This is a genomic window from Paenirhizobium daejeonense (assembly GCF_014280875.1).
Classification (GTDB): domain Bacteria; phylum Pseudomonadota; class Alphaproteobacteria; order Rhizobiales; family Rhizobiaceae; genus Allorhizobium; species Allorhizobium daejeonense.
Map to the genome: position 1 here is coordinate 461,022 of NZ_JACLAL010000004.1, position 25,487 is coordinate 486,508.

The window sequence follows — 25,487 nt, forward strand, 5'->3', positions numbered from 1 at the left end:
CACTGAAATCGATTTTGCGCTCACCGAATGTCATGGGATTTTCCCCGCACGATCGGGTAGACCTCTTTAACATCGGCAAGTTTCAAAGGGGCTCTGCATGTCGCTCGTCAAGGATCTCAGCCCGCGCGCTCTGGCCGCGCCGGAAAGCGGGATCGTCGAAATCATCAACTACGCTCGCGGGCGTGATGGGTTGTTACCGCTCTGGGCAGGTGAGGGCGATCTTCCCAGCCCGGAATTCATCAATCGCGCCGCAAGCGACGCGCTGCTCGGCGGCGAGACTTTCTACACATGGCAGCGCGGCATCCCCGAATTGCGCGAAGCGCTGTCACGTTACTACGCCCGACATTTCGGGGTGGAGCTGCCGTCTGAGCATTTTTATGTAACCGGTTCGGGCATGCAGTCCATTGCGCTCTGCGTCCAGGCGCTGACAGAGCCGGGCGACGAGATGATCTATCTGTCTCCGGCTTGGCCCAACATCATCTCGGCCATCGAGATTGCCGGCGGTCGTGCCGTCGGACTGCCGCTGACTTTTGCCGACGGCCGCTGGTCACTCGACATGAATGCGCTGGAGGGGACCGTCACACCGAAGACGCGAGCACTCTTCATCAATACCCCGTCCAATCCTACGGGTTGGACCGCAACCCGCGAGGATCTTGCCGCCATCCTGGCGCTTGCCCGCCGGCATGATCTCTGGATTCTAGCCGACGAAATTTACGCGCTCTATTATTATGGCGCGGGTCCGCGTGCGGCCTCTTTCCTCGATGTCATGGAGCCGGGTGACCGCGTGTTGTTCGCCAATTCCTTCTCGAAGAACTGGTCGATGACCGGCTGGCGTGTCGGCTGGATCGTCGCGCCCCCGGAAACCGGGCAGGTCTTAGAAAACCTGATCCAGTATTCGACCTCGGGCGTCGCGCAGTTCATGCAGCGAGGGGCCGTTGCGGCTCTCGACCATGGTGACGGCTTCGTGCGCGAGAATTTCGAGCGCGCTGCACAGTCGCGAGACCTTCTCTGCGATGCGCTGATCGCGACCAATCGGGTCGAGACGCTGAAGCCGGAAGGTGCGCTCTACGCCTTTCTCAAGATTGATGGGATCACCGACAGCCGTCAGGCCGCCATGGACATCGTCGACCGCACTGGCGTCGCCCTGGCTCCCGGTTCGGCTTTCGGTAAGGGAGGTGAAAGCTTCCTGCGCGCCTGCTTCCTGCGTGATCCGCGACAGATCGAGGAGGCGGCAGATCGCCTTTGCCGCTACGTTCTTTCCCTTTGAGCATTGCTGACGGAGCGTGCGGAAATGCGTGCTCCGTCAGATCGATAAAACTTGAACGAATTTTGCAAAAGTAAATTTAGTATAGTTCAAGTTAAAGGTGTTTTGTCCTCGGGTTTATTGCCTGACGTAAATTTTGTTAAAGCACAGAGCTGATACGGTCTTCCCGATCGATAAGAACACGGGAAGTAAAAAATGGCGATCTTGGTAACGGGCGGCGCTGGCTATATCGGTAGCCATATGGTCTGGTCCCTTCTGGATGCCGGCGAAGATGTCGTCGTCGTCGATCGTTTGTCGACCGGTTTCCGTTGGGCCGTGGCGCCAGCTGCGCGTTTTTACCTTGGCGATGTCGGTGACGAGACCGTCCTCAAGCAGATCTTCGCCGAAAACGATATCGAAGCCATCATCCATTTCGCCGGTTCGGTTGTGGTTCCGGATTCCGTGGCCGATCCGCTCGACTACTATGCCAATAACGCGGGCAATACGCGCGTGTTGCTTTCCGCCGCCATAAAAGCCGGCATCGATAAGTTCATCTTCTCCTCCACGGCGGCGGTCTACGGCACGCCAGACGCGCCATTACCGGTGACGGAGACCGCGCCGCTGCGCCCGGAAAACCCTTACGGTCAGTCGAAGCTGATGAGCGAGATCATGCTGCGAGATACCGCCCGCGCCCATGACTTCCGCTATGTCGCACTTCGCTATTTCAATGTTGCCGGTGCAGACCTCCTTGGTCGCACCGGACAATCGACCGTGCGCTCGACACACCTTATGAAGGTGGCCTGCGAAGCGGCCCTCGGAAAGCGCCGCGCGGTGGAAGTCTTCGGCACGGATTACGCAACGACGGATGGTACCGGCGTACGTGATTATATACACGTTAACGACCTCGTCCTGGCGCACCTGAACTCGCTGGAATACCTGCGGCGTGGTGGCGCGACGTTGACCGCCAATTGCGGCTACGGCCGGGGCTACTCGGTGCTCGAGGTTCTGCGCGCCGTACAGAAGGTCGCCGATACGAAGATCACGATCGAATATCGCCCGCGCAGGCAGGGCGATGCTGCCTTCGTCGTCGCCGATGCGGCGCTTGCCCGTTCGGTGCTTGGCTGGACACCGCGTCATGACGACCTGAAGACGATCGTGGCAACCACGCTCGACTGGGAGCGTCACCTCTTCCAGGATGACGCCACCGATATCGACGGCTTGCGTCGCCGCCTTGCTGCAAGCAGTTTCTAAAAGATATTGCGGGAGGCCTTGGCAACGGATTCCCGTTACCCGGCCGTGCCGATCAGCCAATTTGCTGTGACATCTGATAGAGGCCTGCGCAGCGCGCGCCCGAGGCGCAGAAGGCAAGGACCGGACCTTCCGTCTGCTTCAATAGATCCTTCAATTTGGTCGCCTGCTCCAGCGATACGGAACCGGGGACGACTGGCAGATAATAGGATTTGAGCCCGGCGGCCTTTGCAGCATCTTCGATCACGGAGAAATCCGGCTGCCCCCATCCCTCGCCATCAGGCCGCATGCAGATCACCATCGAGTAGCCTGATGCGGCCAGTTGAGGGATGTCCGTCGGAGCGAGCTGACCGCTGACATGAAAACTCTTGGTAATGGGTCGGATCTGCATTTCTTTCTTTCCTTCGTTTTTCGATTGGCAGTGGGATGCGTTGATTGGCTCCCTCTCTCATCCATATACATATGATAATCAATATATGTTTTCCAGCAGTGTCCTCCTGTCGCGGCACCATCTTTTTCGCGGCGCGTATTGTGGCGCCGCATCGTCCAACTATGGGCGCCTCCCTCCGTTGACGCGCGGATGCCGTATGCCTAGCTGGGCGTCACCAGTTTCTTGAAGATGTCCCGTGACAGCAAAGACCTTTCTCGCCTCCGTCGTCGTTGGGGTCATCGCGCTTTCGGCTATGTCAACGGCCGCCGGTGAAATCTGGGCGATGACGACCCCAGAGGGAACCTGCCAGATCTCCTTCCTGCAGGAACCCGTCGCCGATGGCGTGCGCGCGCTGCTGCAGCATGCCGGTACCTGCCCCGAAGCATTGAAGGCCGTATCCGGCTATTCGATGAGCAATGGTGATAACACCATCATGCTCTATTCCACACAGCCGAATCTCGACATGATCGGGCGGGCGGACAAGGATGAGCAGGGCCTGTATATCGGCATGGTCGGCGAAAGCGACCTTCGCATCAGCCAGGTCGATTAGCCGAATCGGCAGGTCCGATGCACGTTTGGCCCGTCATGGCGCGGTGCATTCCGGGTCGGCATGCGCCAGAAGCCAGTTTTCCAGTGCGGCGACGACTGCAAGCCGCAGACTGGCGCCCTCCGATAGAGCGCGGGAAAGTGCATCGCGGTCTTCCTCGAATCCCAGTTGGGTCATAACCGCCTCCGCCGAAAGCGAGCGGGCGGTCATGATGGCCCGGATACGAACGACCGCCGATGGCAGAAGGTAACGTCCGCTGGCAATCGGTATCCTGGCGATCATGTCCGTCGCCGTGATGCCGTTGCCGTCGTTTCCGTCCTGCGAGGCCGCGAGCCATTTCAGGAATTCGTAGCGTTGCTGCGAGGATGCCTTTGCCCAGGAGTGTTGTAGCTTCTCGAGACGGTTGCGCTTGGGTTTCGGGGGCATGCGATTTCCGCCTTTGATGTTTCGGCTCTCTGGAGCGTCTCAGGTGAAAGCGAGATCACCCCGAGTTCTATATCTCTTTGTTTTCATGCAATTGCGGACGCAGGATCGCGGTTCATTCATGCTGGGACTCCTCTAACGCAGGATGATCGAAAGGACGAGGGGAAATCGCCTTTCGCGGTTCAACGAGGCGCAGGGTGTGCGTACCCATCAGTTAACAATGGTTAATTTTGCGAACATTTTTTTAACTTTCGTTAACCTCTATTAACCATGTTCGGACGGCGGAGTTTCCGCGATCTGGCTCATGACGTGCCCCTTTCGACCAAACGAATTCAACGGGCAGGCATGACCAGCATATTGACGAATATTTCCTCCATGTCCGCGTTGCAGAGCTTGCGGACAGTCTCTGGCGGATTGCACAGGGCGCAGAGCGAGGCTTCTTCCGGGCTGCGTGTGGCAACGGCCTCAGACAATGTTGCCTACTGGTCGATTTCCACCACGATGCGCTCCGACAACAGGGCGATTTCCGCCGCCAACGACGCTCTCGGCCTCGGCTCGGCAAAGACCGACACCGCCTATGCCGGTATGGATGCTGTCATCGGCGTTCTCGGAGAATTCAAGGCAAAGCTCGTCACGGCCAGGGAGCCCGCCACCGACAATGCCAAGATCCAGCACGAATTGGAGCAACTCAAGAAGCAGGTCGTGGGCATTTCCCAATCGGCTAGCTTCAGCGGACAGAACTGGCTCACCACGGATCTCACCGACATCAAGGACGATGCCGACGTGAACACAAGGAAGAGCGTCGTCTCTTCCTTCGTCAGGCAGGACGACGGCAAGGTCTCAGTCAATATGATCGATGTCCCGATGGCGCAGACATCGCTGTTTAACACCGCCGGTGGCGGACTTCTTCAGAAGGAAATCGCCGATACAGTCACTCTTCCTGTCACTGGCACGCTTGATCTGGGCGGTCTGGTCAGCGGTGCACCCTCCACGCATGCCCATAAGGGCCACACGTATTTTGAGTTCGTCGCTGGCAGCGCCTTGTCCTTAGCCGATAGCATCACCTTCGATGTGACGGTCGATTCGAGCACATATAGCGGCGGTCAGCTTTATACCGGCATCTCTATCGATCAGGCATTGGTGAATACGGTCCTGGGCAGGGCGGATGGATCGATCACCTCGGCAGACGAATTAGCACGGGTCATAGACGCTGCTCTCGATCTCGCGGGCGTTCCCGCCGGTTCCGGTGCTGGCGGCTACGATACCAATTTCGGCGTGGTATCCATGAACATGGTAGATATCGGCTCCGATGAAACGCTGTCGGGTCATCCCGGCTCGAGCGTAGTCATCAGCAATCTGGTTTCCACCTTGGCTGGCAATTTCGCCTACGGCATGGATCCCAGCAACATCTACCAGCATATGAATCTTTACGCTTCGGCCGGCATGGCCTTCACGGAAGGGTTTCAGATTGATACCACGGGCAGCATGTCGCTCGATGTGACCTTTGCGGGGCAATCAGCGCAGAGCTTCACCATCACGAAGGCGGATGTCGATGCAGCACTCGGCACGACCGACGGCATCGTAGATACGCCCTCCGATATGGCCGCACTGATGAATTATGCGCTCGCGACTTCGGGCCTCACGTTCATGGCGGGGGCGAACAGCCTGTACATTGGCGTCAATGCGGCCATCCATCCGGAGCAGGGCGGCAAATCGGACTTCGTGGTTTCCAACGCGACGAGCACCGGCGTGACGGCTGTCGCGGCGGAAGTCTCCCTGCCGATCAGCGTCAATTTCGATTTTCTCGATATCGACGTTACGGGCGGGGCAGACGTCGATCATTACATCGGTGGTCTGGAGATCATGATCGGCAAGGTCGTGAACGGTGCGGCCAGCCTCGGCTCACTCCAGCAGCGGATCGGCATGCAGTCAGATTTCGCCGGCAAGCTCATGGACAGCATCGAAAGCGGTGTGGGTCGTCTCATCGACGCCGATATGGAAGAGGCATCGAGCCGTCTGAAAGCACTCCAGACCCAGGAGCAACTCGCCCTCCAGAGCCTCCAAATTGCCAATGCGGGATCCGAGAATATCCTCGGTCTGTTCAACTGAAGCTGATCGATGCCGCGATATCCTGATTTCGGCTATGCCGGGATCGGGACCGCCGCAGTTTATCACGGCCGCATCTACGGTTCACCCAAAGCATATGGAAGCAACACTTGCTTTTAAAATATCTAATTATTTCAATGACAAAATGGTGCTGCTAGAGAGATTTGAACTCTCGGCCTCTCCCTTACCAAGGGAGTGCTCTACCCCTGAGCTATAGCAGCATCTTTGCGCGGCGTGTGTTGCCGTTGCGAGCGAGCCGCCTATTGCCACAGCTTCACGGGGAGCGCAACAGTAAAACGAATTTTACGGGAAGAAATCCGTCGTCATTGCACCAGTCTTTCGCAATCGGCTGTTTTCGTTTATCACGCCGGCATGACAGAAAATCGGCAAAACCCCGGGATTGCGGGGCCGGCGGCGGAAGCGGGCGGCGAAGACAGCATTTCATCTCGCCCGCCTGTGGATAAACGCAAGGCAGCAGCTGAATTGGCGGCTGAGCGGCGCAAGGCGCGCGCGGCTGAAAAGCTGCGCGAGAATCTCCTGCGACGAAAACAGCAGTCCCGCGCCCGCCGCGCCGGTCAGGCCGACGAGACAGATGGCTTGCCCGCCGCAAATTCGTCTCAACCCGATGATTAATCACTGCTGAAGGGCCGAATTGAATACGGCTTGTTTTTCGTCTAAACACCCTCGCGTCCGCGGGGGCGAGATCAGCACAATAAATGAAAGGCGGGCGCCAGTCCCGTTCAGAAGGCTTACATGGATCGTATTCGGATTGTCGGCGGCAACGAGCTCAAGGGTATTATCCCGATCTCCGGCGCCAAGAACGCGGCGCTGCCTCTGATGATCGCTTCGCTGCTGACCAGCGATACGCTGACGCTTGAAAATGTACCGCACCTCGCCGATGTCGAGCTGTTGCTGCGAATTCTCGGCAACCACGGCGTCGATGTTTCCGTCAATGGTCGCCGCGAGCATCAGGACGGCTCTTACTCTCGTACCATCCATTTCACCTGCCGCACCGTTGCCGATACGACCGCTCCCTACGAACTGGTTTCCAAGATGCGTGCAAGCTTCTGGGTCATCGGTCCGCTTCTCGCGCGTGAGGGCAAGGCACGAGTTTCCCTGCCGGGTGGTTGCGCGATTGGCACGCGTCCGGTTGACCTGTTCATCGAGGGCCTGCAGGCGCTCGGCGCCGAGATGGAAATCGATGGTGGCTATATCAATGCGACTGCGCCTAAGGGCGGCCTGATCGGCGCGACCTATAATTTCCCCAAGGTTTCCGTCGGCGCGACCCATGTGATGATGATGGCGGCCTCTCTCGCCCGCGGAACGACGGTGATCGGCAACGCGGCTCGCGAACCGGAAGTCGTCGACCTTGCCAATTGCCTGAATGCCATGGGCGCGAAGATTTCCGGCGCTGGTACCTCGACGATTACAATTGAAGGTGTGTCGAGCCTTTCCGGTGCGCGCCACCGGGTTCTGCCTGACCGTATCGAAACCGGTACCTATGCAATGGCCGTCGCTATGACCGGTGGCGACGTTGTTTTGCAGGGAACGGATGCTTCGCTGCTCGATACCGCGCTCGAAGCGATCCGTCGTGCAGGCGCGGAAGTGACCGAAACCGATGGCGGCATCCGCGTCGTTGGCTATGGTTCGGAAATCCGCCCGGTCGATATCGTCACCGAGCCTTTCCCCGGTTTCCCGACCGACCTCCAGGCCCAGTTCATGGGCCTGATGACCCGTGCGAACGGCGTTTCCCACGTCACCGAGACGATTTTCGAGAACCGCTTCATGCATGTGCAGGAGCTTGCCCGACTCGGCGCCAGGATTACGCTTTCCGGTCAGACCGCCCGTATCGAGGGCACTAGCCGCCTGCGTGGTGCGCCGGTCATGGCAACCGACCTGCGCGCATCGGTTTCGCTGGTGATCGCGGGGCTTGCGGCAGAGGGGGAGACCATGGTGTCGCGTGTCTATCATCTAGACCGCGGTTTCGAGCGTCTCGAAGAGAAGCTTACCCGTTGCGGAGCCATCGTCGAACGCATCAGCGACTGACAGACTGCTAATCTCCGTTCCTCGATGCCGTTGCGTCTTGCATTGCGGCAACCTATGTCGAAAAGATGATGTGACGCTTCGCCTTCGGGCGGCCATTCGGGTAACGGTGAAATGACAAGTCTGAAGCTGCTCGCTCTTGATAACGACGACCTCTCGGTCATCTCCGCTCACATGCAGGATGCGGTCTTCCGCATATCCGACATGTCCTTCCAGCCGCGTCCCGGTCTCTTCTCACTGGCGGCCAACCGCTTCGTCTGGGAAGATTCCGCCGGTCGCCGCAAGGCTTATGAACGCCGCAGGGCTCTTTTGAGCTTCAAGCGCGTCTCTGCCGTGCGGTCGATAGGCTTTGACCGCGCCAATGGCGACAATGTGCTTTCGCTGCTGGCAGTCCGTTTCAGGGCGGAGGGCGAGGGGCCGGAAGGTGTGGTGGAACTGGTGCTCTCCGGTGGCGGCATGATCGCCCTCGATGTGGAATGTATCGAAGCACAGCTTGCGGATACCGGCGGGGCATGGGAAACCAGCCTGAAGCCCGATCATCCGGGTGAGTGAACGGCAGGCGACGAAAAACCGCCCGCCGAAAAGAGGGACTGAAGAGAAGTGGCGATCTGGCTGGATCAGGCATCCGAGGGATTCGAGGAGAGGTTTTCCGCCTTTCTGACGACCAAGCGCGAAGTATCGGATGACGTCAACGACGTGGTTCGCGCGATCATCGATGATGTAAGGGCGCGCGGCGATGCGGCACTTGCCGATTATTCCAGGCGGTTCGACGGTATCGACTTCGCTGAAGTGCCCATGCGGGTGAGCGACGCTGAAATCGACGCGGCAATGGCCGAAGTCGATGAGGAAGTCATGGCGGCGCTGGAACTGGCCGCAGCGCGCATCGAAAAGCATCATGCCCGCCAGATGCCGAAGGACGATATCTACGAGGATGCGATCGGCGTCGGGCTTGGCTCTCGCTGGACGGCGATCGATGCCGTCGGTCTCTATGTTCCCGGTGGTACGGCAAGCTATCCAAGCTCGGTGCTGATGAATGCCGTTCCCGCAAGGGTCGCCGGTGTTCCGCGCATTGTCATGGTGGTTCCGGCTTCGGGCGGCGCGATCAATCCCACGGTGCTGGCCGCCGCGCGCATTGCAGGCGTCCGTGAGATCTATCGTATCGGCGGCGCACAGGCTGTTGCCGCACTCGCCTATGGAACCCAGTCCATTGCGCCGGTTGCAAAGATCGTCGGCCCGGGAAATGCCTATGTCGCCGCCGCCAAGCGGCAGGTCTTCGGCACTGTCGGCATCGACATGATCGCGGGACCGTCGGAAGTGCTGGTGATCGCAGACGCTAACAACGATCCGGACTGGCTGGCCGCCGACCTTCTCGCCCAGGCCGAACACGATCCTGGTGCCCAGTCCATTCTCATCACCAACGACGCAGCGCTCGGCAAGGCCGTCGAGACCGCCGTCGAGCGCCAGCTCAAGTCGCTCAGCCGTTCGGAAACGGCCGCAGCAAGCTGGCGTGATTTCGGTGCGGTCATTCTCGTTCCGTCGCTCGAAGCCGCGATCCCGCTCGCAAACCGCATTGCTGCGGAGCATTTGGAGCTTGCGGTCGATGATCCGGATGCGTTGATGGCCGATGTTCGTAACGCCGGCGCCATCTTTGTCGGCCGGCACACGCCCGAGGTCATCGGCGATTATGTCGGCGGCTCGAATCACGTGCTGCCGACGGCCCGTTCCGCACGGTTTTCGTCGGGGCTTGGCGTGCTTGACTTCGTCAAGCGCACCTCGATCCTGCGGCTCGGGCCGGACCAGCTGCGCCTGCTGGCGCCAGCGGCGATCGCTCTTGCCAGAAGTGAAGGCCTCGACGCCCATGCCCGATCGGTGGCCATCCGGCTCAATCTCGAAGGTTGAGTGATGGCCAAGGGCGACTTCCGGCTTTGCGATGTTGTGCTGGACGAGACGATCGGCCGCTCCACGCCGGATGTCGAGCATGAGCGGGCCGTCGCCATCTTCGATCTGATCGAGGAGAACTCCTTCGAACCGGTCGGTCATGCCGGCGGCCCCTACAAGCTCTATCTCTCGCTGGTCGACAGCAAGCTGGTTTTCTCGATCAGGACCGAGGCAGGCGAGGATGTCGCCACCCATATCTTGTCGCTGACGCCCTTCAGGCGGATCATCAAGGACTACTTCATGATCTGCGAAAGTTATTATGAGGCGATCCGTTCCTCGACGCCGAGCCAGATCGAGGCGATCGACATGGGGCGCCGGGGCATTCACAACGAGGGGTCCCAGACGCTGCTGGACCGACTCTCCGGCAAGATTAAGCTGGATTTCGATACGGCCCGGCGGCTTTTTACGCTCGTCTGCGTTCTCTATTGGCGCGGGTAGAGGGGATGACGGGCGAGGAGGCTCCCGATCAGAAGGTCAGGATGCCCGGAGCCATTCTGTTCATCTGCGGCATGAATGTCATCCGCTCGCCCATGGCAGAGGTGATCGCTCGCGAGATGCTGCCGCGCGGCACCTATGTGGCATCGGCTGGTGTTCGCGCCGGCGAGCGCGATCCGTTCGTCGATGTCGTTCTTGAGGAAATCGGTCTTTCGCTCGGCCGGCGTCGGCCGCAGACTCTGGAAGAACTGGCAGACGATTTCTTCGATCTGGTGGTGACGCTTGCCCCGGAAGCGCATCACGCGGCACTTGAGCTGACCCGTTCCTCGGCCGTCGAGGTGGTATACTGGCCTATGCCGGACCCGACGGTCGCGACCGGCACGCGTGAGCAGATTCTCGGCGCCTATCGCGAGGTACGCGACCGTCTGCGCCGGCTGATTGCCGAACGCCTTTTGCCCTCCGCCGGAGGTGATACAGGCCCTGCCTGAAACAAATTGGAAAAGCGCACGCTACAAGGTTCACAAAACCTTGGTGATTGTGTAGTTTCCGCCCACATTTTCGGAGGCCCGCCGTGGCCCCGGCCAACATCCAAGAAAGATAACCGCTCTATGGCAAAAGAAGAAGTCCTCGAATTTCCCGGCGTCGTCACCGAATTGCTGCCCAATGCGACGTTCCGGGTGAAGCTGGAGAACGAGCACGAGATCATCGCCCATACGGCCGGCCGCATGCGCAAGAACCGTATCCGTGTTCTCGCCGGCGACAAGGTTCTGGTGGAGATGACGCCCTACGACCTGACCAAGGGTCGTATTACCTACCGCTTCAAGTAAAGCGCTCTCCCGACGAACGAATGCCGCGAGAGGTCGCATGGAGCTGAGACAGAAGCTGATACTGGCCTCCGGGTCGCCGCGCCGCCTCGACCTGCTGAAGCAGGCCGGGATCGAACCCGCCCGGCTGATGCCCATGGATCTGGACGAAACACCGAAAAAGTCCGAGCACCCGCGTTCGCTGGCGCGCCGGCTTTCGGCGGAAAAGGCGCGCGCCTGCTACGACCAGATCCGCTCGGATCTTCAGTGGAACGATAGCTACATCATCGCCGCCGATACCGTCGTCGCGGTCGGTCGTCGCATTCTGCCGAAGGCGGAATATCTTGAGGAAGCGTCTTCGGCGCTGCATCTCTTGTCCGGCCGTAGCCACTGGGTGTTCACCGGCGTCTGCCTGATCACGCCGGAAGGCATTACCCGTCAGAAGGTTGCCGAGACCAAGGTCCGTTTCAAGCGCTTGTCGAGCCATGAGATCGAGAGCTATCTCGCCTCCGGCCAGTGGCGCGGCAAGGCGGGCGCCTATGCGATCCAGGGCATCGCCGGCTGCTTCCCGCAGAAACTCGTGGGTTCCTACACAAACGTCGTCGGCCTGCCGCTGTTCGAGACCATGCAGATGCTCTCGGGCGAGGGCTTCGACGTTCAGGCAGGTTGGACGGAGGGTTGAACCATGAGTGACGATCCGTCTCCGCGTTCGGCGAAGGTTGAACCACTCCGCAAGTCGAGGCCTTGTCCGGAATGCGGAAAGCCCTCGCAGCGAGAGCACTATCCATTCTGTTCCGACCGCTGCCGCACTCTGGACCTTTCTCGCTGGCTGAAAGGTTCCTATGCCATTCCGGTCGTCGAGGACGAATCCAGCGTGGAAGACGACGGTCGCGACTGAGATCTCGCTCTGCCGAGTCCGCGACCCCTTTGCGATCTCCGAATGCCTGTTGTGCTTCAATGCCCCCCCGTTTTGCTGCTTGTCGTTGTTCGAAAGTGGCGGCGCACTTTTGCGCGTGTCGCATTGACGCGAGGCGGAAGTCGTTCATTTGGCTTGGTTTTTCGGTATTTTTGCAAAGCTGTCAAAAAAGTGCCTTTTGGCGCTGGACATGGCCGAACAAGCTGCTATAAACCGCCTCGCTTCCGGGGGAAACTTCTCCCCCGCCGGTCGGAAACCCCGCCGGATGGCTTCGCAAGAGCCTGATGCCCGGATAGCTCAGTTGGTAGAGCAGCGGATTGAAAATCCGCGTGTCGGTGGTTCAAATCCGCCTCCGGGCACCATTTTCCTGACTATATTATGCAAAAAATTCCGGACTTTCAGAAGTCTGGCCTGATTCTCAGCTCGCTCAGCGCGGGTACGAGCTGTCTCGGGCGCCTTGCTTTCTAATTCCGCGCGAGTCGGATACTTCTCGTGCATGGATCTCGGTGCGCTTAACAATACGCAAGGCTCGCTTTCGACCGGTGCCGCCCGGTCGGATGGGCGACTGGTGCGTATCGTGGTGCCTCTTGCGGTCATGTATAATGGCCTTCTTGCCCTCATCAACGCGCATGTCATGCCGCTCGGCTTTGCCCATGTGGCGCTGGTCGAGATCGGGCTTTTGTTCATCTCGCTGATGTATCTGCTCTATCGCGGTCTCTCGCAGGAAGCCCTGCCGGTCGTCGTGCTGGTCGGTTTTTTCGCAATCGTGATGCTCTATACCTCGGTGGCGAACGGTATGCTGTTCGTCGATTTCTTCCGCAACGTGCTGATCATCGCGGTCTTCTGTCAGCTTGGCGCGATGACGGACGGGCGAACTGTCGAGTTCGTCTTTCGCATCTGCTGTCTCTGCGTGTTGTCGGTTCTGCTGGTGGAGATCTTTTTCACCAAGATCTATGAGGACCTTCTGTACCCAGCGCTCTATTTCACTAACACCCGTGGCCTGGAGCAGATTTCGTTCGGCGGGTCCAAGATCTTCCAGAACGCCATCAACATTCCCGGTCGCTTCTCCTTCGGTCTCAGCGATCATCGCACGGCTTCGCTCTTCCTTGAGCAGGTGTCCCTGGCTAATTTCTCCGGCGTGCTCGATGTCTATCTCGTCAGCCGCTTCAGCCGGATCAAGCGATTCGACCGTATCCTCATGGTGTCGACGGTCATCCTCATCCTGCTGACCAACGATTCCCGCAGCATGCTGGCCTTTTCAATGATCTGCCTCGGGGGGTATTTCATTTTCCCGAAGCTTAGCAACGTGCTCCGTCCCCTGGTCATGCCGGTCGTCATCTGCGCCGGCGCGTTGGTTTTCCTTATGCGGCCGGATGCGAGCGGCGATACGCTGGACGGCCGTATCGTTCTGACGATGAAGGGTTTTCTCAATCTCGATTTCGTCGAACTGCTGGCGCTGAATGTTCGCATCATCGGCAATTTCGCCGATAGCGGCTACATCTATGTCATCAATGCCGGAACGGTTTTTGGTCTCATCGCCTTCTGGCTCTTCGTGACCTTCTATCCCGGCGGGCAGAGCGACGACCAGAAGCGTTGCGCCTTTGCGCTCGCTACCTTCATCTTCCTCAACATGATGATCGGCGGCACCGCGATCTTCTCGATCAAGGTCGGCGCACTGATCTGGCTTCTCGTCGGCTATATGAAATTTTCCGAGGGTGAGGGGAAATTAACTGCGTTGCCCGATCATCAACGACAGCAGCTGTAGCATTGGGCTATAGCTCCGTTGACGTATTGCGTTTTCAGGCAACGAACAGACAGCTCCCATGTGTGTACAACTACAATATATAAGAGCGATTGCGGCTCTTCTTGTCGTTTACTTTCACGCCATCCTGCAATTGCAGAAACTCAACCCGGATGCCTGGTTGAGCCCCTATCTGTTCGGCAAGAGCGGGGTTGACCTGTTCTTCGTCCTCAGCGGCTTCGTGATGTGGATCACCACATTCAACAAGCCGCTGACCGTTGCGGATTTCTGGTGGAAACGCGTTCGCCGCATCGTGCCGCTCTATTGGGCTGTCACCCTGCTGGCCGCCGGGGTCTCGCTCATCATCCCGCAGATGCTGAAGTCGACCCAGTTCGACCTGCCGCATATCCTTGCGTCTCTCGCCTTCCTGCCGTGGATCAACCCGTCGGATCCGGATCACTATATGATCGCGCCGCTGATCGTTCCCGGCTGGACGCTGAACTACGAGATGTATTTCTATCTGCTGTTCGGTCTCTGCCTCGTGGTACCCGTACGCCACCGGATCACTGCTCTTGTCGCGCTGATCGGCAGCATCTTCCTGCTCTGCAATCTGGCTCCTGTGAACACTGCCACCCGGTTCTACGGGGATTCGGTGATCTTCGAATTCGTCGCAGGTGTCTTCCTCGGACAGATCTACAAGAAGGGCGTTTCCATGCCTGATCCGGTTGTCGCTGCGATGGTTGCGATCGGCTTTGCTGCCCTGATGTTCAACGACTATCTGGAAATCGACCTGCCGCGTGTGTTTACCATCGGTATTCCCGCCGTGATCATTATCTTCTTCGCAACGTCGATCCGCATCTCCGATACCAAGGCCTGGCGCTGGTTACGCATTCTGGGTGATGCCTCCTATTCGATCTACCTGACCCATATCTTCACGCTGGCCGGCTCGCGCATGATCTACCCCCATGCGATCTCCGTCCTGCACAGCGATACGCTGTTCGTAGTGTTGATGATGGTGATTTCGACGTTCGCCGGCATCGCCAGCTATTACATCTTTGAAGTTCCGGTCGGAAGAATGCTGTCGTCGGTAAACCTGCCGCGCGATGGCCGGGCCGTGCCGGCCCAGAATGCGTGATACCGGAGCCGGTGTGATGCAGATGAAAAAGCCGGGTCCTCGCCTTGTTGTCGGCAGCCTCCTTCTGGCGCTGACGGCTGGTTCCGCTCAGGCCGGCAATGCCGATCTCTGCTTTCGCGGCGTGAACCTGTCCGGCGCGGAATACGGCGAGGCGGACGGCAAGGAAGGCATCAACTTCACCTATCCTTCGCAGCAGACGGTGCACTACTTCGCCGGAAAGGGTTTCGACGCGGTTCGCCTGCCGTTCAAATGGGAGCGGCTTCAGCAGGCTCTCGGCGCTCCTCTCGACCCGGTAGAGTTGGAGCGGCTGAAGACGAGTGTTGCCGGCTTACGGGAAAAGGGTTTCACCGTCATCCTCGATCCGCATAACTTTGGTTATTATTCCGGCGGAAAGATCGGCAGTGCCCAGGTGCCGGCTCGCCAGTTCGCCCAGTTCTGGATCCGGCTTGCCGCCGAGTTCGCCAATCAGGATGGCATCGTCTTCGGTTTGATGAACGAGCCCTATGATATTGATCCGAAGGATTGGCTGGATGCAGCGAACCAGGCGATTGCCGGTATCCGGGCGGTCAAGGCGCGCAATCTTATTCTGGTGCCGGGCACGTACTGGAGCGGTGTCAGCAGCTGGGAAACGGATTTCGGCAAGGGCGCGAATGGCCCTGTGATGCTTGGCGTTAGAGATCCGATCGACAATTACGGCTTCGAAGTCCATCAATATATGGACGAGGATCTTTCCGGTACACACCGGGCTTGTGTGAACGCCGATATCGCGGTCAACGCGATCGCGAAGCTTTCCGACTGGCTGCGTAGCCACGACAAGCGTGCGTTCCTCGGTGAGTTTGGTGGCTCCGAAGAACCGGATTGCCTTGCCGGTCTGAAGCGGATGACCGGGCAAATGGCCGAGGATTCCGATGTCTGGCTTGGTTGGACCTATTGGGCCGGCGGAGACTGGTGGCCGGAGGGTGAAGGCAACAATATAAAGCCAACGGCCAGAGGCGACCGCAAGCAGCTTTCGTCTCTTGTTCCCAATCTGTCGCCAGCGGCACCGAAGCCGGGATCCTGCGCAATCATTCCTTCGCAGGGCTAAGACTAAATTAACCATGAAGTTTCATGATTTATCGAGAAACGGACGTCTCATGGTCAGACCGCGAGACGTGTTCCCGCGTGAGTGAACGCAACCAGTTCGATGAAGAGTGTGACCTGAGGATATGGCCGGCCCCAAAAGCGAATATCGGCATATGAGCGATCGCTCCGCTCCCTCGGACGGCGGGATGAATGTGAGCCTTCGCCGGTATCTGAATGCCTCCAGGGACAAGACGCCGCTACAGGAGCCCTGGCGGGATGCCGGGACGAATCGAGATGATATCGAGGGCGTCACTGAAGAACGGGCTGTCCCCCCGGCGCAAAGTGAAGCGGCGGTTCACAGAATTTCGCTGCAATCTCACTCGGATATCGAGGGATCGTCAATCATTGCGAAGCGACCTGATGTCGGGGCCGACGTAGATGACGGTCCGCTCGTCGTTGACCTGCAATTCGTCTTTTCCTCCGCCTGGAAGCGGCGCAAGGCCATCCTCGCCGGTGCTGTCGTCTGCGGCCTGCTTGGTGGAGCGATGACCACGCTGTTATCGAAGAACTATAGCGCTGCCGTGACCCTCTATTTCGATCCGCAGAAGCTCGCCGTGGAACTGGTTGACGGCGACCGGTCAACGTCGCCGGAGGTCCTGAACGCCACCATCGATAGCCAGACACGCATCATCACATCCTATTCGGTTCTCGAGAACGTTGCTAAGAACCTGAAATTGACGGCCGATCCGGAATTTGTCGGCAAGCCTTCGGGAAATGTCACAGCCGACATGAACACTGTGGTTTCCAACCTGCAAAGGCATGTCGAGGTTTCCCGTCAGGACAACACCTATATCTTTCAGGTCAAGGTAAAGGCGAATACGCCTGAAAAATCGGCTGATATCGCCAATGCCGTGGTCGCGGCCTATCTTACGGATACGCGGCTCAACGCCGAAAGCAGCTATGGCAGCGTCAATGCCGGCCTCGTCGGTCGCCTGACGGACCTGCGGCAGGCCGTTATCGCGGCCGAGGCGGAGGTTCGCGACTTCACTTCGAAAAACGATCTCTATGCCGTGGGGGGCGACCAGATAGCCGACAAACGCTTGCAGTCGCTGGATGATCTTCTGGTTACGGCCCAGCACAAGACCATCGCGGCGAAGGCGCAGCTCGACACCGTATCGAAACTGGATATCGACAATGTCCTGATTGCCGACAGCGGAGGTGATAGCGGCGGTTCCAGAACCATTGCAGATCTCAGAAACCAGTACGCGAACCTCTCTGCCAATGTCAGCAGCCTGACGGAGCGGCTTGGTCCAAGACATCCGCAATTGCAATCGGCGAAGGCATCCCTGGAGGACGTCAAACGTCAGATCCGGGCAGAGCTTGAACGCATGGCCGTGGCTGCGCGTAACGCCTACCAGTCCGCCCAGAGGGAAGAGGCTGACCTGGTCAAGGAGATGAACGTCCAGAAGGCCTCGCAAGCGACCAATTCAACCGCGCTTATCGAACTCAGCGAACTGGAACGCAAGGCGAAGGCTGCCCGTGACATCTATGAGGCGGTTCTTAAGCGTAGTGAGGAAACGTCGGCGCAGAAGAGCCTTTACGAAAGCAATGTGCGCATCGTTGCGCAGGCCATCCCTTCCCAGATGCCGGACGGGCCAAGTCGCAAGGCACTTTTGATTGCCGGCGTCTTCGGAGGAGGCGTTCTCGGTTTGGGACTGGGGATCATGGCAGCTGTCGCCTACGCCCTTTATGTTCGGATCGGGCGTCGATCCGCCCCCGCCAAGGCGTAGTGAAACCTGTAAAAGGTGGCGGGGCTGATGTTGAGGCGTCGGGCATGCAAGCAAGGTCGCAGTCCCGAAAAATACGTTGCACACTGGCGTTCATCATCCAACAATGGGGACGGTCTCATCCGGCAAAGGCCTTAGGAAATGCGGAATGTCTCCGAACCTGGACGCTAAGGTCTCTCGTGGAATGCGGGACGGTGAAGATCTCTCCGGCGACGACCCGAGTAAGGCGTCCAACGGCTCGACGGCCAGCGAGATGCTTCTTGCCGAGGAGATCGAAAGACAGAAATCCGGCATCACGCGTGCGTCCCTCTGGATCTGGTTGCCGGGGCTGCTATCCCTTGCCCTTCTCCTGTTGCTGGCACTGCACTTCGAAGAGCTCAAGCATCTCGTCGAACTAGCATCCGTTGCCGATATGCGATGGCTGCTGCTCGGAGCCGCTGTCCAGGCGCTGACCTATGTTTGCGCTGGCGGCGTGTGGTGGCTTGCCCTCCGCCATGCCGGCTATCCAATGCGTTTTATCGGCTTTGCTCCGCTCGGTCTCGGGAAGCTGTTTGTGGATCAAGCTCTTCCGACTGGTGGCGTCAGTGGAACGATTCTGGTGACAGCCGGCCTGAAAAACCGTGGAATCCCTTTGCGGATCGCCTTCTACGCAATGTTGACCGGCTTGTTTACCTATTACTCGGCCTATCTTGCGTCAGCGGTCGTCTGTTTCTTCGTCATCTACATGGACCACAGGATGGGGCCCGTGCTGGCCTCGACCTTCGCAGTCTTCGCGGTTGTTGCGTTGTTTATTCCCCTGTCCGTCATCGCGATGAAGACATTCGGCCAGCGTTTTATACCCAAGTGGATTGCACGGCAGAGGATTGTGAAAATTCTGTTGGTCGAGATTGCCGAGGCGCCGCTGGCGCAATTTCTAAACAGGCGCTTGTTTTTCGGTGCCTTCGCGTTCCAGATTGCGATCGTTGTTCTTGATGCGGCGACCCTCTGGATCGGCTTCAAAGCGATTGGTCACGAGGTAAATGTATTCGTTGCCTTTGCCGGCATGGTGGCTGGCTCGATCGGGGCGACCATCGGTCCGGCACCTCTCGGCCTCGGCACCTATGAGGGGTCCGCTGTGGCAATTCTTGCCATTCTCGGGGTTCCGGTTGCGCCTTCGATAACAGCCGTTATCTTGTTCCGGGGGCTTTCGTTCTGGCTTCCGATGGTTCCGGGAATATGGTTTGCTCGCCGCGAGCTTGCTTTTCACAAGAACGGCTCAACCTGATATATGCCACTACGGGCGTAAGTGTCAGCCCTTGAACCGCATGGATTGCGGCAGAAGATTGCGGCCGATCCGTTCCACGATCCGCTGGCGTACAAGCGGTTCGTTGGCGATAAGCTTGGCCATCTTGGTGAACTCCCGCTTGACCCGGGCCCGGTGGAAGGCCGCGATCGCTGCTTCGCGGCGCAGCACGGCAATACGTTTTGCAAAGCCGCTGTTCTCTTCAGGCGATAGCTGTTTTCTGAGGCGCTGCCAGATTTCCGCCAACTCGTAGATCAGCGGTTCGGTATCGGCGGTGCTGCGCGAATGGGGTGAGGCGGCGCGGCTGATCAGGCCGACCGGCATCGCATAGACGTAGAGCGCTTCATTGATGAACATCGCCCGCCCGCCATGGGCGATGAATTCGAGATTGAAGATCAGATCTTCGCCCACGCGCACGTTTTCCCTGTAGGATATATCGTGCTCCACGAGGAACTGTCTGCGGATCAGCGGCTGAAGGTATCCGAAATCGTGAGTATCGGCTGCGCTCGGCAAAACGAAGTCGAGCAGGTGAAGACTGCGATCCTCGATCTTGTCGTAGATCGGTCCTGTCTCGATACCAGCTCCGACATCGTAGCCCATGATGTTGTCGGCGATGAAATCCGCTTCGTCTGCATGCGCGAGCAGGCGTACCAGCCGGTTAGGCTTCCACCAGTCGTCGGAATCCAGAAGTCCGATCCATTTGCCACGTGCCGCCTTGAAGCCGATGTTACGGGCTGCGGAGGGGCCACCGTTCTTTTCGCGGGAGATAACCCTGACGCGGTCGTCGTTGACGTAAGCTTCACTGACGAACTCGGCAGTGCCGTCGGACGAGGCATCGTCGATGACAATCACCTCCACAGACACGCTCTCCTGCCGAAGCGCACTATCGATGGCCGTACATACGCAGTCACGCGTATTGTACGTGGGCATGACGACGGAAACCGTCGGATAGTCAGTCATGAACAGCGTCCCGCTTTATTCCTCTCCATTCTCCTGCAACTATTGCAGCCATGCATATTTCGATTTCATGAATCCGGTTTTCGACTTTTCGTAAATCATGACGAAGCTGCTTCTGAGCGTTCTCTTTCGTCCTGCCTCGAGCATCCTCACGAAATCTCAACATTGCCTGTTATAGGTTCCGATCTGCCGATATTATGCGGTTTCATTGTAAGGCCCGTGGAATGTCCTATTTCGTCCAAAATTTGCGTCGCTTTGCCGGCGAGCTTATGGAAGATCCGGTTGGGGGACCGGCAAGGATTTCCGCGGCCTTGAAGGTGAAGTGGAAGACCGGTCTCGAAGAGACTTTCGGCTCTTCAGGCATGGGCCGCCGCCTTGCGGCCCGGTATCGCGGACGTGGCGTCGTCCTGATGTTTCATGAGATCCATGAGGATGTCGAAGGCAACCTGCGCATGGGCTGCAGTCCGGATCAGTTGCGCACGGTGCTTTCTGCACTGAGGGCAGAGGGGAGGGATGTCATCACGCCGGATGAGGCCATGAAGCGCCTCGCCGATCCGCAGGCCGGTGACTTTGCCATAATGACCTTCGATGACGGTTATCGTGACAACCGGACGCTGGCGTTGCCAATTCTGGAAGAATTCGGGGCGCCGATGACGATGTTCGTGCCGACGGGCATGGTGACACGGGAGGCCTATGCCTGGTGGCTTGGTCTCAGAGCGCTTTTTCTCAGCAGCGACGAGGTGGAGATCGAAGCGATGGAGCGGCGCTTAACGCTCGCGGATGCGCCATCCAGAAATGCGGCCCTGCGTCAGGTCGGTCTCTGGATCGGCACCGATCGTGCCCGGGCCGATGCACTCAAGCCGACTTTCGCCCGTCATTCCATATCCATTCCCGCCCTGATAGACGAGGTCGCGATGGACGAGCGTGAAATCCGTAGCTTTGCGGCTCATCCGCTTGTGACTATCGGTGGACATACCACGAGCCATACATTTCTCTCCCGTCTGGACGACGCGGCGGCCTATCGGGACATTGCTGACAACAAGCGCTATCTCGAGAACCTTCTTGACCGTCCGGTCCGGCATTTCGCCTATCCTTACGGGACAGAGGGGGCCTGTGGAAAACGGGAGGCCGAATATGTCAGGGCCGCAGGCTTCGAAACAGGCTTCACCACTCGATCGGGTCATCTCTTCCCGGCACATCTATCGACACCTTGCCTCATGCCCCGTGAGGATGCGGGTTTCGCGCACATGTCAGGTTCTCAGTTGGAAAATCGCCTGAGCGGCGCGCGCCGAGCGCTTGTCACGCAATTTGGCGATCCCGTAGCCGGCCTTCGCTGACGGTATCGGTTCTCCACGACCGCAGACTTCTCCTTTCGGGTGAGAAAATGAGCAGGGAGATGGAACTCTTCTCCGGTCCCGGAGTTCAAGGGCCGGGAGGAATTCACATGTCCGAGATTTTCTGCGATATTGTCCCGCATTCTGAGGGATGGATGTTTGTGAGCGATGGCGTTCAATCGCCGATTTTTCCCTGCTATCAGATGGCAGTCGAGGCGGCATATAGACATGCCAACACCGAGGCGCGTGCTCATCGGTTTCTCGTCCTGCGAGAACAGGGGCTCAATGGCAGGATGCACGCGCTTACCAGCCACGACGAGACCACCATATCAGGGGGCGAAGCGGCGATCGTCCATTAGTCAGGCGACGCTGCCGTTTTCATTCTATTGCTCGCTTGGCGACCTCTATGCTCACATTGACGTTCTCGACCCCAGGTACGGACTTCGCAACCTCGACCGCACGCTCGACTTCATACGGCCAGAGAAGATTGCCACTTAGCGTAATTCCGGTGTCGGTCGCGGTTACGGTGAGATCGCTTGCGTCAACGCCCTGGGCGATCGCCAGGGCCCGGGCAACGGCGCTTTCCAGCCGCTCATGCTCGGGGTTTTCGATCTCGATCTCGGGAAGTTCCTCATGGAAACGTGGTGGTTTGAAAACCATTTCAGCCTCTCTTCAGGATGCCACCGCTGCTGGGAGCGTTAAGGCGCCACTGCGTTTGTTAAACGTCTTCCTTGCCTGACAACTCTCGAAACATCTGCTTTGTTCCGGTCATCTCCGTTCCATGGTTGGCAGCACGTTGAACCTGCGTTATCAAAGGATTAGTGACTTCAGCGGCGGGGAGATCTGATGGATTCGTTTGAACGGTACGGTCTCGCCCACGTTTCGAGCGTGGGCCTGCCAAGACAATGAACAGACTTTCAAAGTTTTTTCCTACAGCTTCGCTTAGTGTTTATCTCGTAGCCATGGCCATCCTGGCGACGGTTCCTCTGCTGATTTTCGTCGTTTTCCTGCTCTCCGAACTCGAGCGAAACGAATATGATGCCTTACGGCGCGAGGCGGCGCTGGATGCCCAGACCATCTCCGTCAATTTCGAACGCAAGCTGGAAGATATGGCGACGACCCTACGCCTTCTGTCCGGAGCGGCAGAGTTGAGGTCCGGCGATCTGGCAGCCTTTCACGCGCGCACTGCAACCAGTCTCGGGGGAGGCTCGCTCTATGTGCTGCTGGTGACGGCAGACGGCACGCAGAAGCTCAATACACGGGTGCCTTTCGGAACGCCGCTCGGAAAGATGTCCAATATCGCGGACCTGCATTCCGCCATTGCGGCGAAGCGCGTATTGGTCTCCGGCATTTTCTATGGTGGGACCGCGAAGCAGTGGGTCTTCAACCTGACGATGCCGCTTTCCGAAGACCTTTCGGGTGTAGGCGATGCCATCGTCCTGACCCAGAATGCCGGTGATCTCGCCAGCATGACAACGACGGAGGGCCTCCCAAACGGTTGGTCGGCGGCCCTTCTCGATGGCGAAGGCAAGGTGATCGTCTCAAGCGGTCCAGATAACATTCCCTCCGCCCGGCCGTTCCCCGAGCAGATGCTGAGGCTCATGACAGGCGCCAATGCGAGCGCCGTTCTCGGTGATGGAGAGGCTAGAACGATGCTGGGTTACGCCAAGGTCGATGACTGGCCATGGCGCGTTGTGGTCTGGGGTCCCGTAACTGCGGCGCAGAGTACCATCGTCAGCACTTGGCGGCAGTTGATCCTTGGCAGCGTCGTCCTTCTCGGAATCAGCCTGTGCATCGTGTTGATCGCTGCCAATCAACTGCGTCGTTCGATCCGCCAGATTGCTCGTATGGCCGAGCGCATCGGTCATGGTGAGATCGTTTCGCCCGAGATCACCAAGGTCAAGGAGGCCAATCAGGTTTCCATTGCCCTATCCAATGCCTCTTTCGATCGCGCGCAGGCAGAAGAGCGGGTGCATTTCATCCTGCAGGAACTCGTGCACCGCACGAAGAACATCCTTTCTCTGGTGCAGGCAATGATGCGCCAGCTCGCCCGCAGCACAGATGACATCGACGAATTCCAGAAGGCGGTGAGCGGTCGTCTGGCCGGCCTCGCCCAGTCGATCGAGGCTTTGGCCAAGCAGCAATGGGGCGGCATTCCCGTTTCGAGCGTCATCAAGCTGCAACTAGGAACGGTGACGGGAGACAGTCAGCGCATAACGCTACGCGGACCGGATTTCCTTGCCAATGCCAATGCAGTTCAGAATCTCGGGCTTGTACTCCACGAACTGGCGACCAACTCGGTGAAATACGGTGCCTTGTCCGTGCCCGATGGCCATATTCTTGTGGAATGGGAACGTTTCGTCGACGAAGAACAACAGGTTGCTCTTCGCATGCGCTGGAGCGAAAGCGGCGGTCCGCCGGTGAAGAAGCCATCCAGGCGCGGCTTCGGTACGACGGTCATCGAACGACACGCAGCCGCCGCGTTTGGCGGAAAGGTCACCATCGATTTCGATGAGAAGGGGCTATTGTGGTCGCTGGTTGCGCCGTTTTCCGCTTTCGAGAGCATACGCGATCACGGCGAGCATCCGGTGTCGTGAGGCTTCAAGGCTGAGCTTTTATCCGTTGCAACGCCGCGGCCCGATCTCTGGCGGTGACCAGGATCTCGCGTATCTCGTCCCCGCGCTCTGCACCGGAGGCATAACCGGCCGAGGGGGTAAGGCCGGGGTCTTCGGCTCCATCGGGCGTCAGGACGTCCTGTTCCAGCGACCGGACCATGTCTGTCAATGCCTCGGGCGACATCATCGCCGCAGCCAGCAGCGACACGAGTATCTCGCGATGGGCGTTCAATCGGCCCTCGACGGCCTGAGGTACCAGTTCTGCCATAGCTCCAGCCCCTGTGTCTGTTCTGGATGAAGGTTGTCTGTCCGAAATGAAGGTGACGAAACAACGCGCCGACGGCCGAAAGGTTTCCGCCATCGTACACGCATCTTATCAGTAAACCGTTTTCCCCAAGCGGTATCATCTGATCGTCAAGAACAAGGCCTATCAGCCTGAAATAATCGATGCCTTGTGGGCGCATCCCACCCGAGGTCGAAAAACGGAAAGCTGTTTCAGATGCCTACTGCCGAAGACGATGCTCGCTATGAGATTGCTCATGCCCTGACCATCGAGGCTGGAACATTGGCGCTCGCCCATTTCCGCAATCTGGAAGCGTTGGTCATTGAGGAGAAGAAGAGTGGCCAGGACGTGGTCAGCATCGCCGACCGCGAGGTAGAAGACCTGATCCGCAACCGGATTTCCGACGCTTTCCCCGATGACGGGTTTCTGGGTGAGGAGACGGGTCTTGGGGAAGGAGCAAGCGGGTATCGCTGGGTGGTCGATCCGATCGACGGCACAAGCTGCTTTCTGCATGGTTATCGGGAGTGGTGCGTTTCGGTCGCGTTGATGAAAGGTGATGAAACCATTATCGGCCTCGTCTACCAGCCGACCGTCGACGAGTTCTTCACTGCGCGCAAGGGAAGTGGTGCATTCCTTAATGGCAAGCCGATCCGAGTTGATGCCCGCGCGACGATTGCCAACGGATTGCTGGGCCTTGGAGCGAACGGTCGCGTACCGATCCGTTCGATCACGTGTTTTGCCGAGGTGTTGCTGGAGGCCGGCGGCATGTTCATCCGCAGCGGCTCCGGTGCATTGATGTTGACCCATGTCGCCTGCGGTCGTCTCGCAGGCTATTACGAACCGCATATCAACGCCTGGGATTGCCTCGCAGCGCTTTGCCTGATCCGCGAGGCGGGCGGCTGGACTGCGGATTTTCCGGGTCCCCTCGGTCTTTTGGCGGGCGGCAAGGTGGCCGGAGCGGCGCCGCAGATCAGCGGCGAACTGGAAGCTCTGATAGAGCGTGCAACGGCCCGCGCTGCCATCTGATGTGACATTCGGCACGCTCTGAGCGCACTTGAAGCTCGCTGCAGTGCAGAAAGCTTCGAAATGACGCCGCCGGAAGGAATTCATTAACCTTCAGGCAAGGAATTAACCATAAAGATTGAAGGACACGTCGGAG

Annotated in this window: 27 protein-coding genes, 2 tRNA genes and 1 pseudogene; 24 read left to right on the forward strand and 6 right to left on the reverse strand. The window is 58.6% G+C overall.

What is annotated here, in order from left to right:
• Positions 1-97 precede the first annotated feature (97 nt).
• Positions 98-1,267, forward strand: coding sequence for a pyridoxal phosphate-dependent aminotransferase (locus H4I99_RS12055; protein ID WP_163903289.1), 1,170 nt, complete (start codon positions 98-100; stop codon positions 1,265-1,267).
• A 192-nt stretch (positions 1,268-1,459) separates the two neighbouring features.
• Positions 1,460-2,494: a UDP-glucose 4-epimerase GalE gene (gene galE, locus H4I99_RS12060; protein WP_163903290.1), complete on the forward strand. Its 1,035-nt coding sequence runs from the start codon at positions 1,460-1,462 to the stop codon at positions 2,492-2,494.
• 52 nt (positions 2,495-2,546) lie between these two features.
• Here the strand turns inward: galE and H4I99_RS12065 are convergent, their stop codons facing one another.
• Positions 2,547-2,882, reverse strand: a complete 336-nt coding sequence (locus H4I99_RS12065; protein WP_163903291.1) for a protein tyrosine phosphatase family protein — start codon at positions 2,880-2,882, stop codon at positions 2,547-2,549.
• A 235-nt stretch (positions 2,883-3,117) separates the two neighbouring features.
• Between H4I99_RS12065 and H4I99_RS12070 the strand changes: the two genes are divergently transcribed.
• On the forward strand, positions 3,118-3,471 hold the full coding sequence (locus tag H4I99_RS12070; RefSeq protein WP_163903293.1) for a hypothetical protein: 354 nt from the start codon (positions 3,118-3,120) through the stop codon (positions 3,469-3,471).
• A 33-nt stretch (positions 3,472-3,504) separates the two neighbouring features.
• Here H4I99_RS12070 and H4I99_RS12075 read toward each other — a convergent pair whose 3' ends face one another.
• Complete coding sequence (locus tag H4I99_RS12075; RefSeq protein ID WP_163903295.1) at positions 3,505-3,894, reverse strand: hypothetical protein; 390 nt, start codon at positions 3,892-3,894, stop codon at positions 3,505-3,507.
• Between the two features lie 342 nt (positions 3,895-4,236).
• Here H4I99_RS12075 and H4I99_RS24860 point away from each other — a divergent pair.
• Both H4I99_RS24860 and H4I99_RS24865 read left to right on the forward strand, forming a co-directional pair.
• Positions 4,237-4,629 (forward strand): annotated as a pseudogene (locus H4I99_RS24860) (flagellin N-terminal helical domain-containing protein); the annotation flags it as partial.
• A gap of 909 nt (positions 4,630-5,538) precedes the next feature.
• Positions 5,539-6,000, forward strand: a complete 462-nt coding sequence (locus H4I99_RS24865) for a flagellin (RefSeq protein ID WP_483310637.1) — start codon at positions 5,539-5,541, stop codon at positions 5,998-6,000.
• A gap of 143 nt (positions 6,001-6,143) precedes the next feature.
• On the opposite strand, the gene H4I99_RS12085 is transcribed toward H4I99_RS24865, so the two are convergent.
• Positions 6,144-6,218, reverse strand: a tRNA-Thr gene (locus H4I99_RS12085).
• A 217-nt stretch (positions 6,219-6,435) separates the two neighbouring features.
• Here H4I99_RS12085 and H4I99_RS24495 point away from each other — a divergent pair.
• The 15 genes from H4I99_RS24495 (at position 6,436) to H4I99_RS12160 (ending at position 19,121) form a co-directional block, all read left to right on the forward strand.
• A complete protein-coding gene (locus tag H4I99_RS24495) occupies positions 6,436-6,630 on the forward strand; it encodes a hypothetical protein (protein WP_163906070.1) in 195 nt (64 codons plus the stop codon).
• A 120-nt stretch (positions 6,631-6,750) separates the two neighbouring features.
• Positions 6,751-8,043 carry a UDP-N-acetylglucosamine 1-carboxyvinyltransferase gene (gene murA, locus H4I99_RS12095; protein WP_163903299.1) on the forward strand — a complete coding sequence of 431 codons (1,293 nt, stop codon included), beginning with the start codon at positions 6,751-6,753 and terminating at the stop codon, positions 8,041-8,043.
• 111 nt (positions 8,044-8,154) lie between these two features.
• Positions 8,155-8,592: a DUF2948 family protein gene (locus H4I99_RS12100; protein WP_163903301.1), complete on the forward strand. Its 438-nt coding sequence runs from the start codon at positions 8,155-8,157 to the stop codon at positions 8,590-8,592.
• Positions 8,593-8,640: 48 nt separating this feature from the next.
• Positions 8,641-9,939: a histidinol dehydrogenase gene (gene hisD / locus H4I99_RS12105; RefSeq protein ID WP_163903303.1), complete on the forward strand. Its 1,299-nt coding sequence runs from the start codon at positions 8,641-8,643 to the stop codon at positions 9,937-9,939.
• A gap of 3 nt (positions 9,940-9,942) precedes the next feature.
• Entirely contained in the window at positions 9,943-10,416 is a 474-nt protein-coding gene (locus H4I99_RS12110; RefSeq protein WP_163903305.1) for a UPF0262 family protein, read from the forward strand.
• A gap of 5 nt (positions 10,417-10,421) precedes the next feature.
• The gene (locus H4I99_RS12115; protein WP_163903307.1) at positions 10,422-10,901 is read left to right on the forward strand and encodes an arsenate-mycothiol transferase ArsC; all 480 of its coding nucleotides are present in this window, start codon (positions 10,422-10,424) and stop codon (positions 10,899-10,901) included.
• 120 nt (positions 10,902-11,021) lie between these two features.
• On the forward strand, positions 11,022-11,240 hold the full coding sequence (gene infA, locus H4I99_RS12120) for a translation initiation factor IF-1 (protein ID WP_004435948.1): 219 nt from the start codon (positions 11,022-11,024) through the stop codon (positions 11,238-11,240).
• A 37-nt stretch (positions 11,241-11,277) separates the two neighbouring features.
• On the forward strand, positions 11,278-11,898 hold the full coding sequence (locus H4I99_RS12125; protein ID WP_163903309.1) for a Maf-like protein: 621 nt from the start codon (positions 11,278-11,280) through the stop codon (positions 11,896-11,898).
• Between the two features lie 3 nt (positions 11,899-11,901).
• Positions 11,902-12,114 carry a DNA gyrase inhibitor YacG gene (gene yacG / locus H4I99_RS12130; protein ID WP_163903311.1) on the forward strand — a complete coding sequence of 71 codons (213 nt, stop codon included), beginning with the start codon at positions 11,902-11,904 and terminating at the stop codon, positions 12,112-12,114.
• Between the two features lie 304 nt (positions 12,115-12,418).
• Positions 12,419-12,494: transfer RNA gene (locus H4I99_RS12135), tRNA-Phe, on the forward strand.
• 134 nt (positions 12,495-12,628) lie between these two features.
• Positions 12,629-13,897 (forward strand): hypothetical protein, encoded by a 1,269-nt coding sequence (locus tag H4I99_RS12140; RefSeq protein ID WP_163903313.1) that lies wholly within the window; start codon positions 12,629-12,631, stop codon positions 13,895-13,897.
• Positions 13,898-13,955: 58 nt separating this feature from the next.
• Complete coding sequence (locus H4I99_RS12145; RefSeq protein WP_163903314.1) at positions 13,956-15,008, forward strand: acyltransferase family protein; 1,053 nt, start codon at positions 13,956-13,958, stop codon at positions 15,006-15,008.
• 16 nt (positions 15,009-15,024) lie between these two features.
• Positions 15,025-16,092, forward strand: coding sequence for a glycoside hydrolase family 5 protein (locus H4I99_RS12150; RefSeq protein ID WP_244625043.1), 1,068 nt, complete (start codon positions 15,025-15,027; stop codon positions 16,090-16,092).
• A 151-nt stretch (positions 16,093-16,243) separates the two neighbouring features.
• Positions 16,244-17,860 (forward strand): GumC family protein, encoded by a 1,617-nt coding sequence (locus tag H4I99_RS12155; protein ID WP_163903316.1) that lies wholly within the window; start codon positions 16,244-16,246, stop codon positions 17,858-17,860.
• A 145-nt stretch (positions 17,861-18,005) separates the two neighbouring features.
• Complete coding sequence (locus tag H4I99_RS12160; protein ID WP_163903318.1) at positions 18,006-19,121, forward strand: lysylphosphatidylglycerol synthase transmembrane domain-containing protein; 1,116 nt, start codon at positions 18,006-18,008, stop codon at positions 19,119-19,121.
• Positions 19,122-19,145: 24 nt separating this feature from the next.
• Here the strand turns inward: H4I99_RS12160 and H4I99_RS12165 are convergent, their stop codons facing one another.
• Complete coding sequence (locus H4I99_RS12165; protein ID WP_163903320.1) at positions 19,146-20,099, reverse strand: glycosyltransferase family 2 protein; 954 nt, start codon at positions 20,097-20,099, stop codon at positions 19,146-19,148.
• Positions 20,100-20,320: 221 nt separating this feature from the next.
• On the opposite strand from H4I99_RS12165, the gene H4I99_RS12170 reads away from it, so the two are divergent.
• Both H4I99_RS12170 and H4I99_RS12175 read left to right on the forward strand, forming a co-directional pair.
• Positions 20,321-21,433, forward strand: coding sequence for a polysaccharide deacetylase family protein (locus H4I99_RS12170; protein WP_163903334.1), 1,113 nt, complete (start codon positions 20,321-20,323; stop codon positions 21,431-21,433).
• A gap of 107 nt (positions 21,434-21,540) precedes the next feature.
• Positions 21,541-21,789 carry a hypothetical protein gene (locus tag H4I99_RS12175; protein ID WP_163903336.1) on the forward strand — a complete coding sequence of 83 codons (249 nt, stop codon included), beginning with the start codon at positions 21,541-21,543 and terminating at the stop codon, positions 21,787-21,789.
• 19 nt (positions 21,790-21,808) lie between these two features.
• On the opposite strand, the gene H4I99_RS12180 is transcribed toward H4I99_RS12175, so the two are convergent.
• A complete protein-coding gene (locus tag H4I99_RS12180; protein WP_163903338.1) occupies positions 21,809-22,090 on the reverse strand; it encodes a BON domain-containing protein in 282 nt (93 codons plus the stop codon).
• Positions 22,091-22,392: 302 nt separating this feature from the next.
• Between H4I99_RS12180 and H4I99_RS12185 the strand changes: the two genes are divergently transcribed.
• Positions 22,393-24,027: a sensor histidine kinase gene (locus H4I99_RS12185; RefSeq protein ID WP_244625044.1), complete on the forward strand. Its 1,635-nt coding sequence runs from the start codon at positions 22,393-22,395 to the stop codon at positions 24,025-24,027.
• Between the two features lie 4 nt (positions 24,028-24,031).
• Here H4I99_RS12185 and H4I99_RS12190 read toward each other — a convergent pair whose 3' ends face one another.
• Positions 24,032-24,313, reverse strand: coding sequence for a hypothetical protein (locus tag H4I99_RS12190; protein WP_163903341.1), 282 nt, complete (start codon positions 24,311-24,313; stop codon positions 24,032-24,034).
• Between the two features lie 231 nt (positions 24,314-24,544).
• On the opposite strand from H4I99_RS12190, the gene H4I99_RS12195 reads away from it, so the two are divergent.
• Positions 24,545-25,354 carry an inositol monophosphatase family protein gene (locus H4I99_RS12195; RefSeq protein WP_163903343.1) on the forward strand — a complete coding sequence of 270 codons (810 nt, stop codon included), beginning with the start codon at positions 24,545-24,547 and terminating at the stop codon, positions 25,352-25,354.
• Positions 25,355-25,487: the final 133 nt, after the last annotated feature.

Bases quoted from the DNA above. Each gene is read 5' to 3' on its own strand.
- H4I99_RS12115 (WP_163903307.1), top strand. From the start codon at position 10,422: ATGACGGGCGAGGAGGCTCCCGATCAGAAGGTCAGGATGCCCGGAGCC.
- H4I99_RS12185 (WP_244625044.1), top strand. From the start codon at position 22,393: ATGGCCATCCTGGCGACGGTTCCTCTGCTGATTTTCGTCGTTTTCCTG.
- H4I99_RS12055 (WP_163903289.1), top strand. From the start codon at position 98: ATGTCGCTCGTCAAGGATCTCAGCCCGCGCGCTCTGGCCGCGCCGGAA.
- H4I99_RS12180 (WP_163903338.1), bottom strand. From the start codon at position 22,090: ATGGTTTTCAAACCACCACGTTTCCATGAGGAACTTCCCGAGATCGAG.
- H4I99_RS12110 (WP_163903305.1), top strand. From the start codon at position 9,943: ATGGCCAAGGGCGACTTCCGGCTTTGCGATGTTGTGCTGGACGAGACG.
- H4I99_RS12155 (WP_163903316.1), top strand. From the start codon at position 16,244: ATGAGCGATCGCTCCGCTCCCTCGGACGGCGGGATGAATGTGAGCCTT.
- yacG (WP_163903311.1), top strand. From the start codon at position 11,902: ATGAGTGACGATCCGTCTCCGCGTTCGGCGAAGGTTGAACCACTCCGC.
- H4I99_RS12145 (WP_163903314.1), top strand. From the start codon at position 13,956: ATGTGTGTACAACTACAATATATAAGAGCGATTGCGGCTCTTCTTGTC.
- galE (WP_163903290.1), top strand. From the start codon at position 1,460: ATGGCGATCTTGGTAACGGGCGGCGCTGGCTATATCGGTAGCCATATG.
- murA (WP_163903299.1), top strand. From the start codon at position 6,751: ATGGATCGTATTCGGATTGTCGGCGGCAACGAGCTCAAGGGTATTATC.
- H4I99_RS12075 (WP_163903295.1), bottom strand. From the start codon at position 3,894: ATGCCCCCGAAACCCAAGCGCAACCGTCTCGAGAAGCTACAACACTCC.
- infA (WP_004435948.1), top strand. From the start codon at position 11,022: ATGGCAAAAGAAGAAGTCCTCGAATTTCCCGGCGTCGTCACCGAATTG.
- H4I99_RS12190 (WP_163903341.1), bottom strand. From the start codon at position 24,313: ATGGCAGAACTGGTACCTCAGGCCGTCGAGGGCCGATTGAACGCCCAT.
- H4I99_RS24865 (WP_483310637.1), top strand. From the start codon at position 5,539: ATGGCGGGGGCGAACAGCCTGTACATTGGCGTCAATGCGGCCATCCAT.
- H4I99_RS12100 (WP_163903301.1), top strand. From the start codon at position 8,155: ATGACAAGTCTGAAGCTGCTCGCTCTTGATAACGACGACCTCTCGGTC.
- H4I99_RS12175 (WP_163903336.1), top strand. From the start codon at position 21,541: ATGTCCGAGATTTTCTGCGATATTGTCCCGCATTCTGAGGGATGGATG.
- H4I99_RS12165 (WP_163903320.1), bottom strand. From the start codon at position 20,099: ATGACTGACTATCCGACGGTTTCCGTCGTCATGCCCACGTACAATACG.
- H4I99_RS12150 (WP_244625043.1), top strand. From the start codon at position 15,025: ATGCAGATGAAAAAGCCGGGTCCTCGCCTTGTTGTCGGCAGCCTCCTT.
- H4I99_RS12140 (WP_163903313.1), top strand. From the start codon at position 12,629: ATGGATCTCGGTGCGCTTAACAATACGCAAGGCTCGCTTTCGACCGGT.
- H4I99_RS12170 (WP_163903334.1), top strand. From the start codon at position 20,321: ATGTCCTATTTCGTCCAAAATTTGCGTCGCTTTGCCGGCGAGCTTATG.
- H4I99_RS12160 (WP_163903318.1), top strand. From the start codon at position 18,006: ATGTCTCCGAACCTGGACGCTAAGGTCTCTCGTGGAATGCGGGACGGT.
- H4I99_RS12125 (WP_163903309.1), top strand. From the start codon at position 11,278: ATGGAGCTGAGACAGAAGCTGATACTGGCCTCCGGGTCGCCGCGCCGC.
- H4I99_RS12195 (WP_163903343.1), top strand. From the start codon at position 24,545: ATGCCTACTGCCGAAGACGATGCTCGCTATGAGATTGCTCATGCCCTG.
- H4I99_RS12065 (WP_163903291.1), bottom strand. From the start codon at position 2,882: ATGCAGATCCGACCCATTACCAAGAGTTTTCATGTCAGCGGTCAGCTC.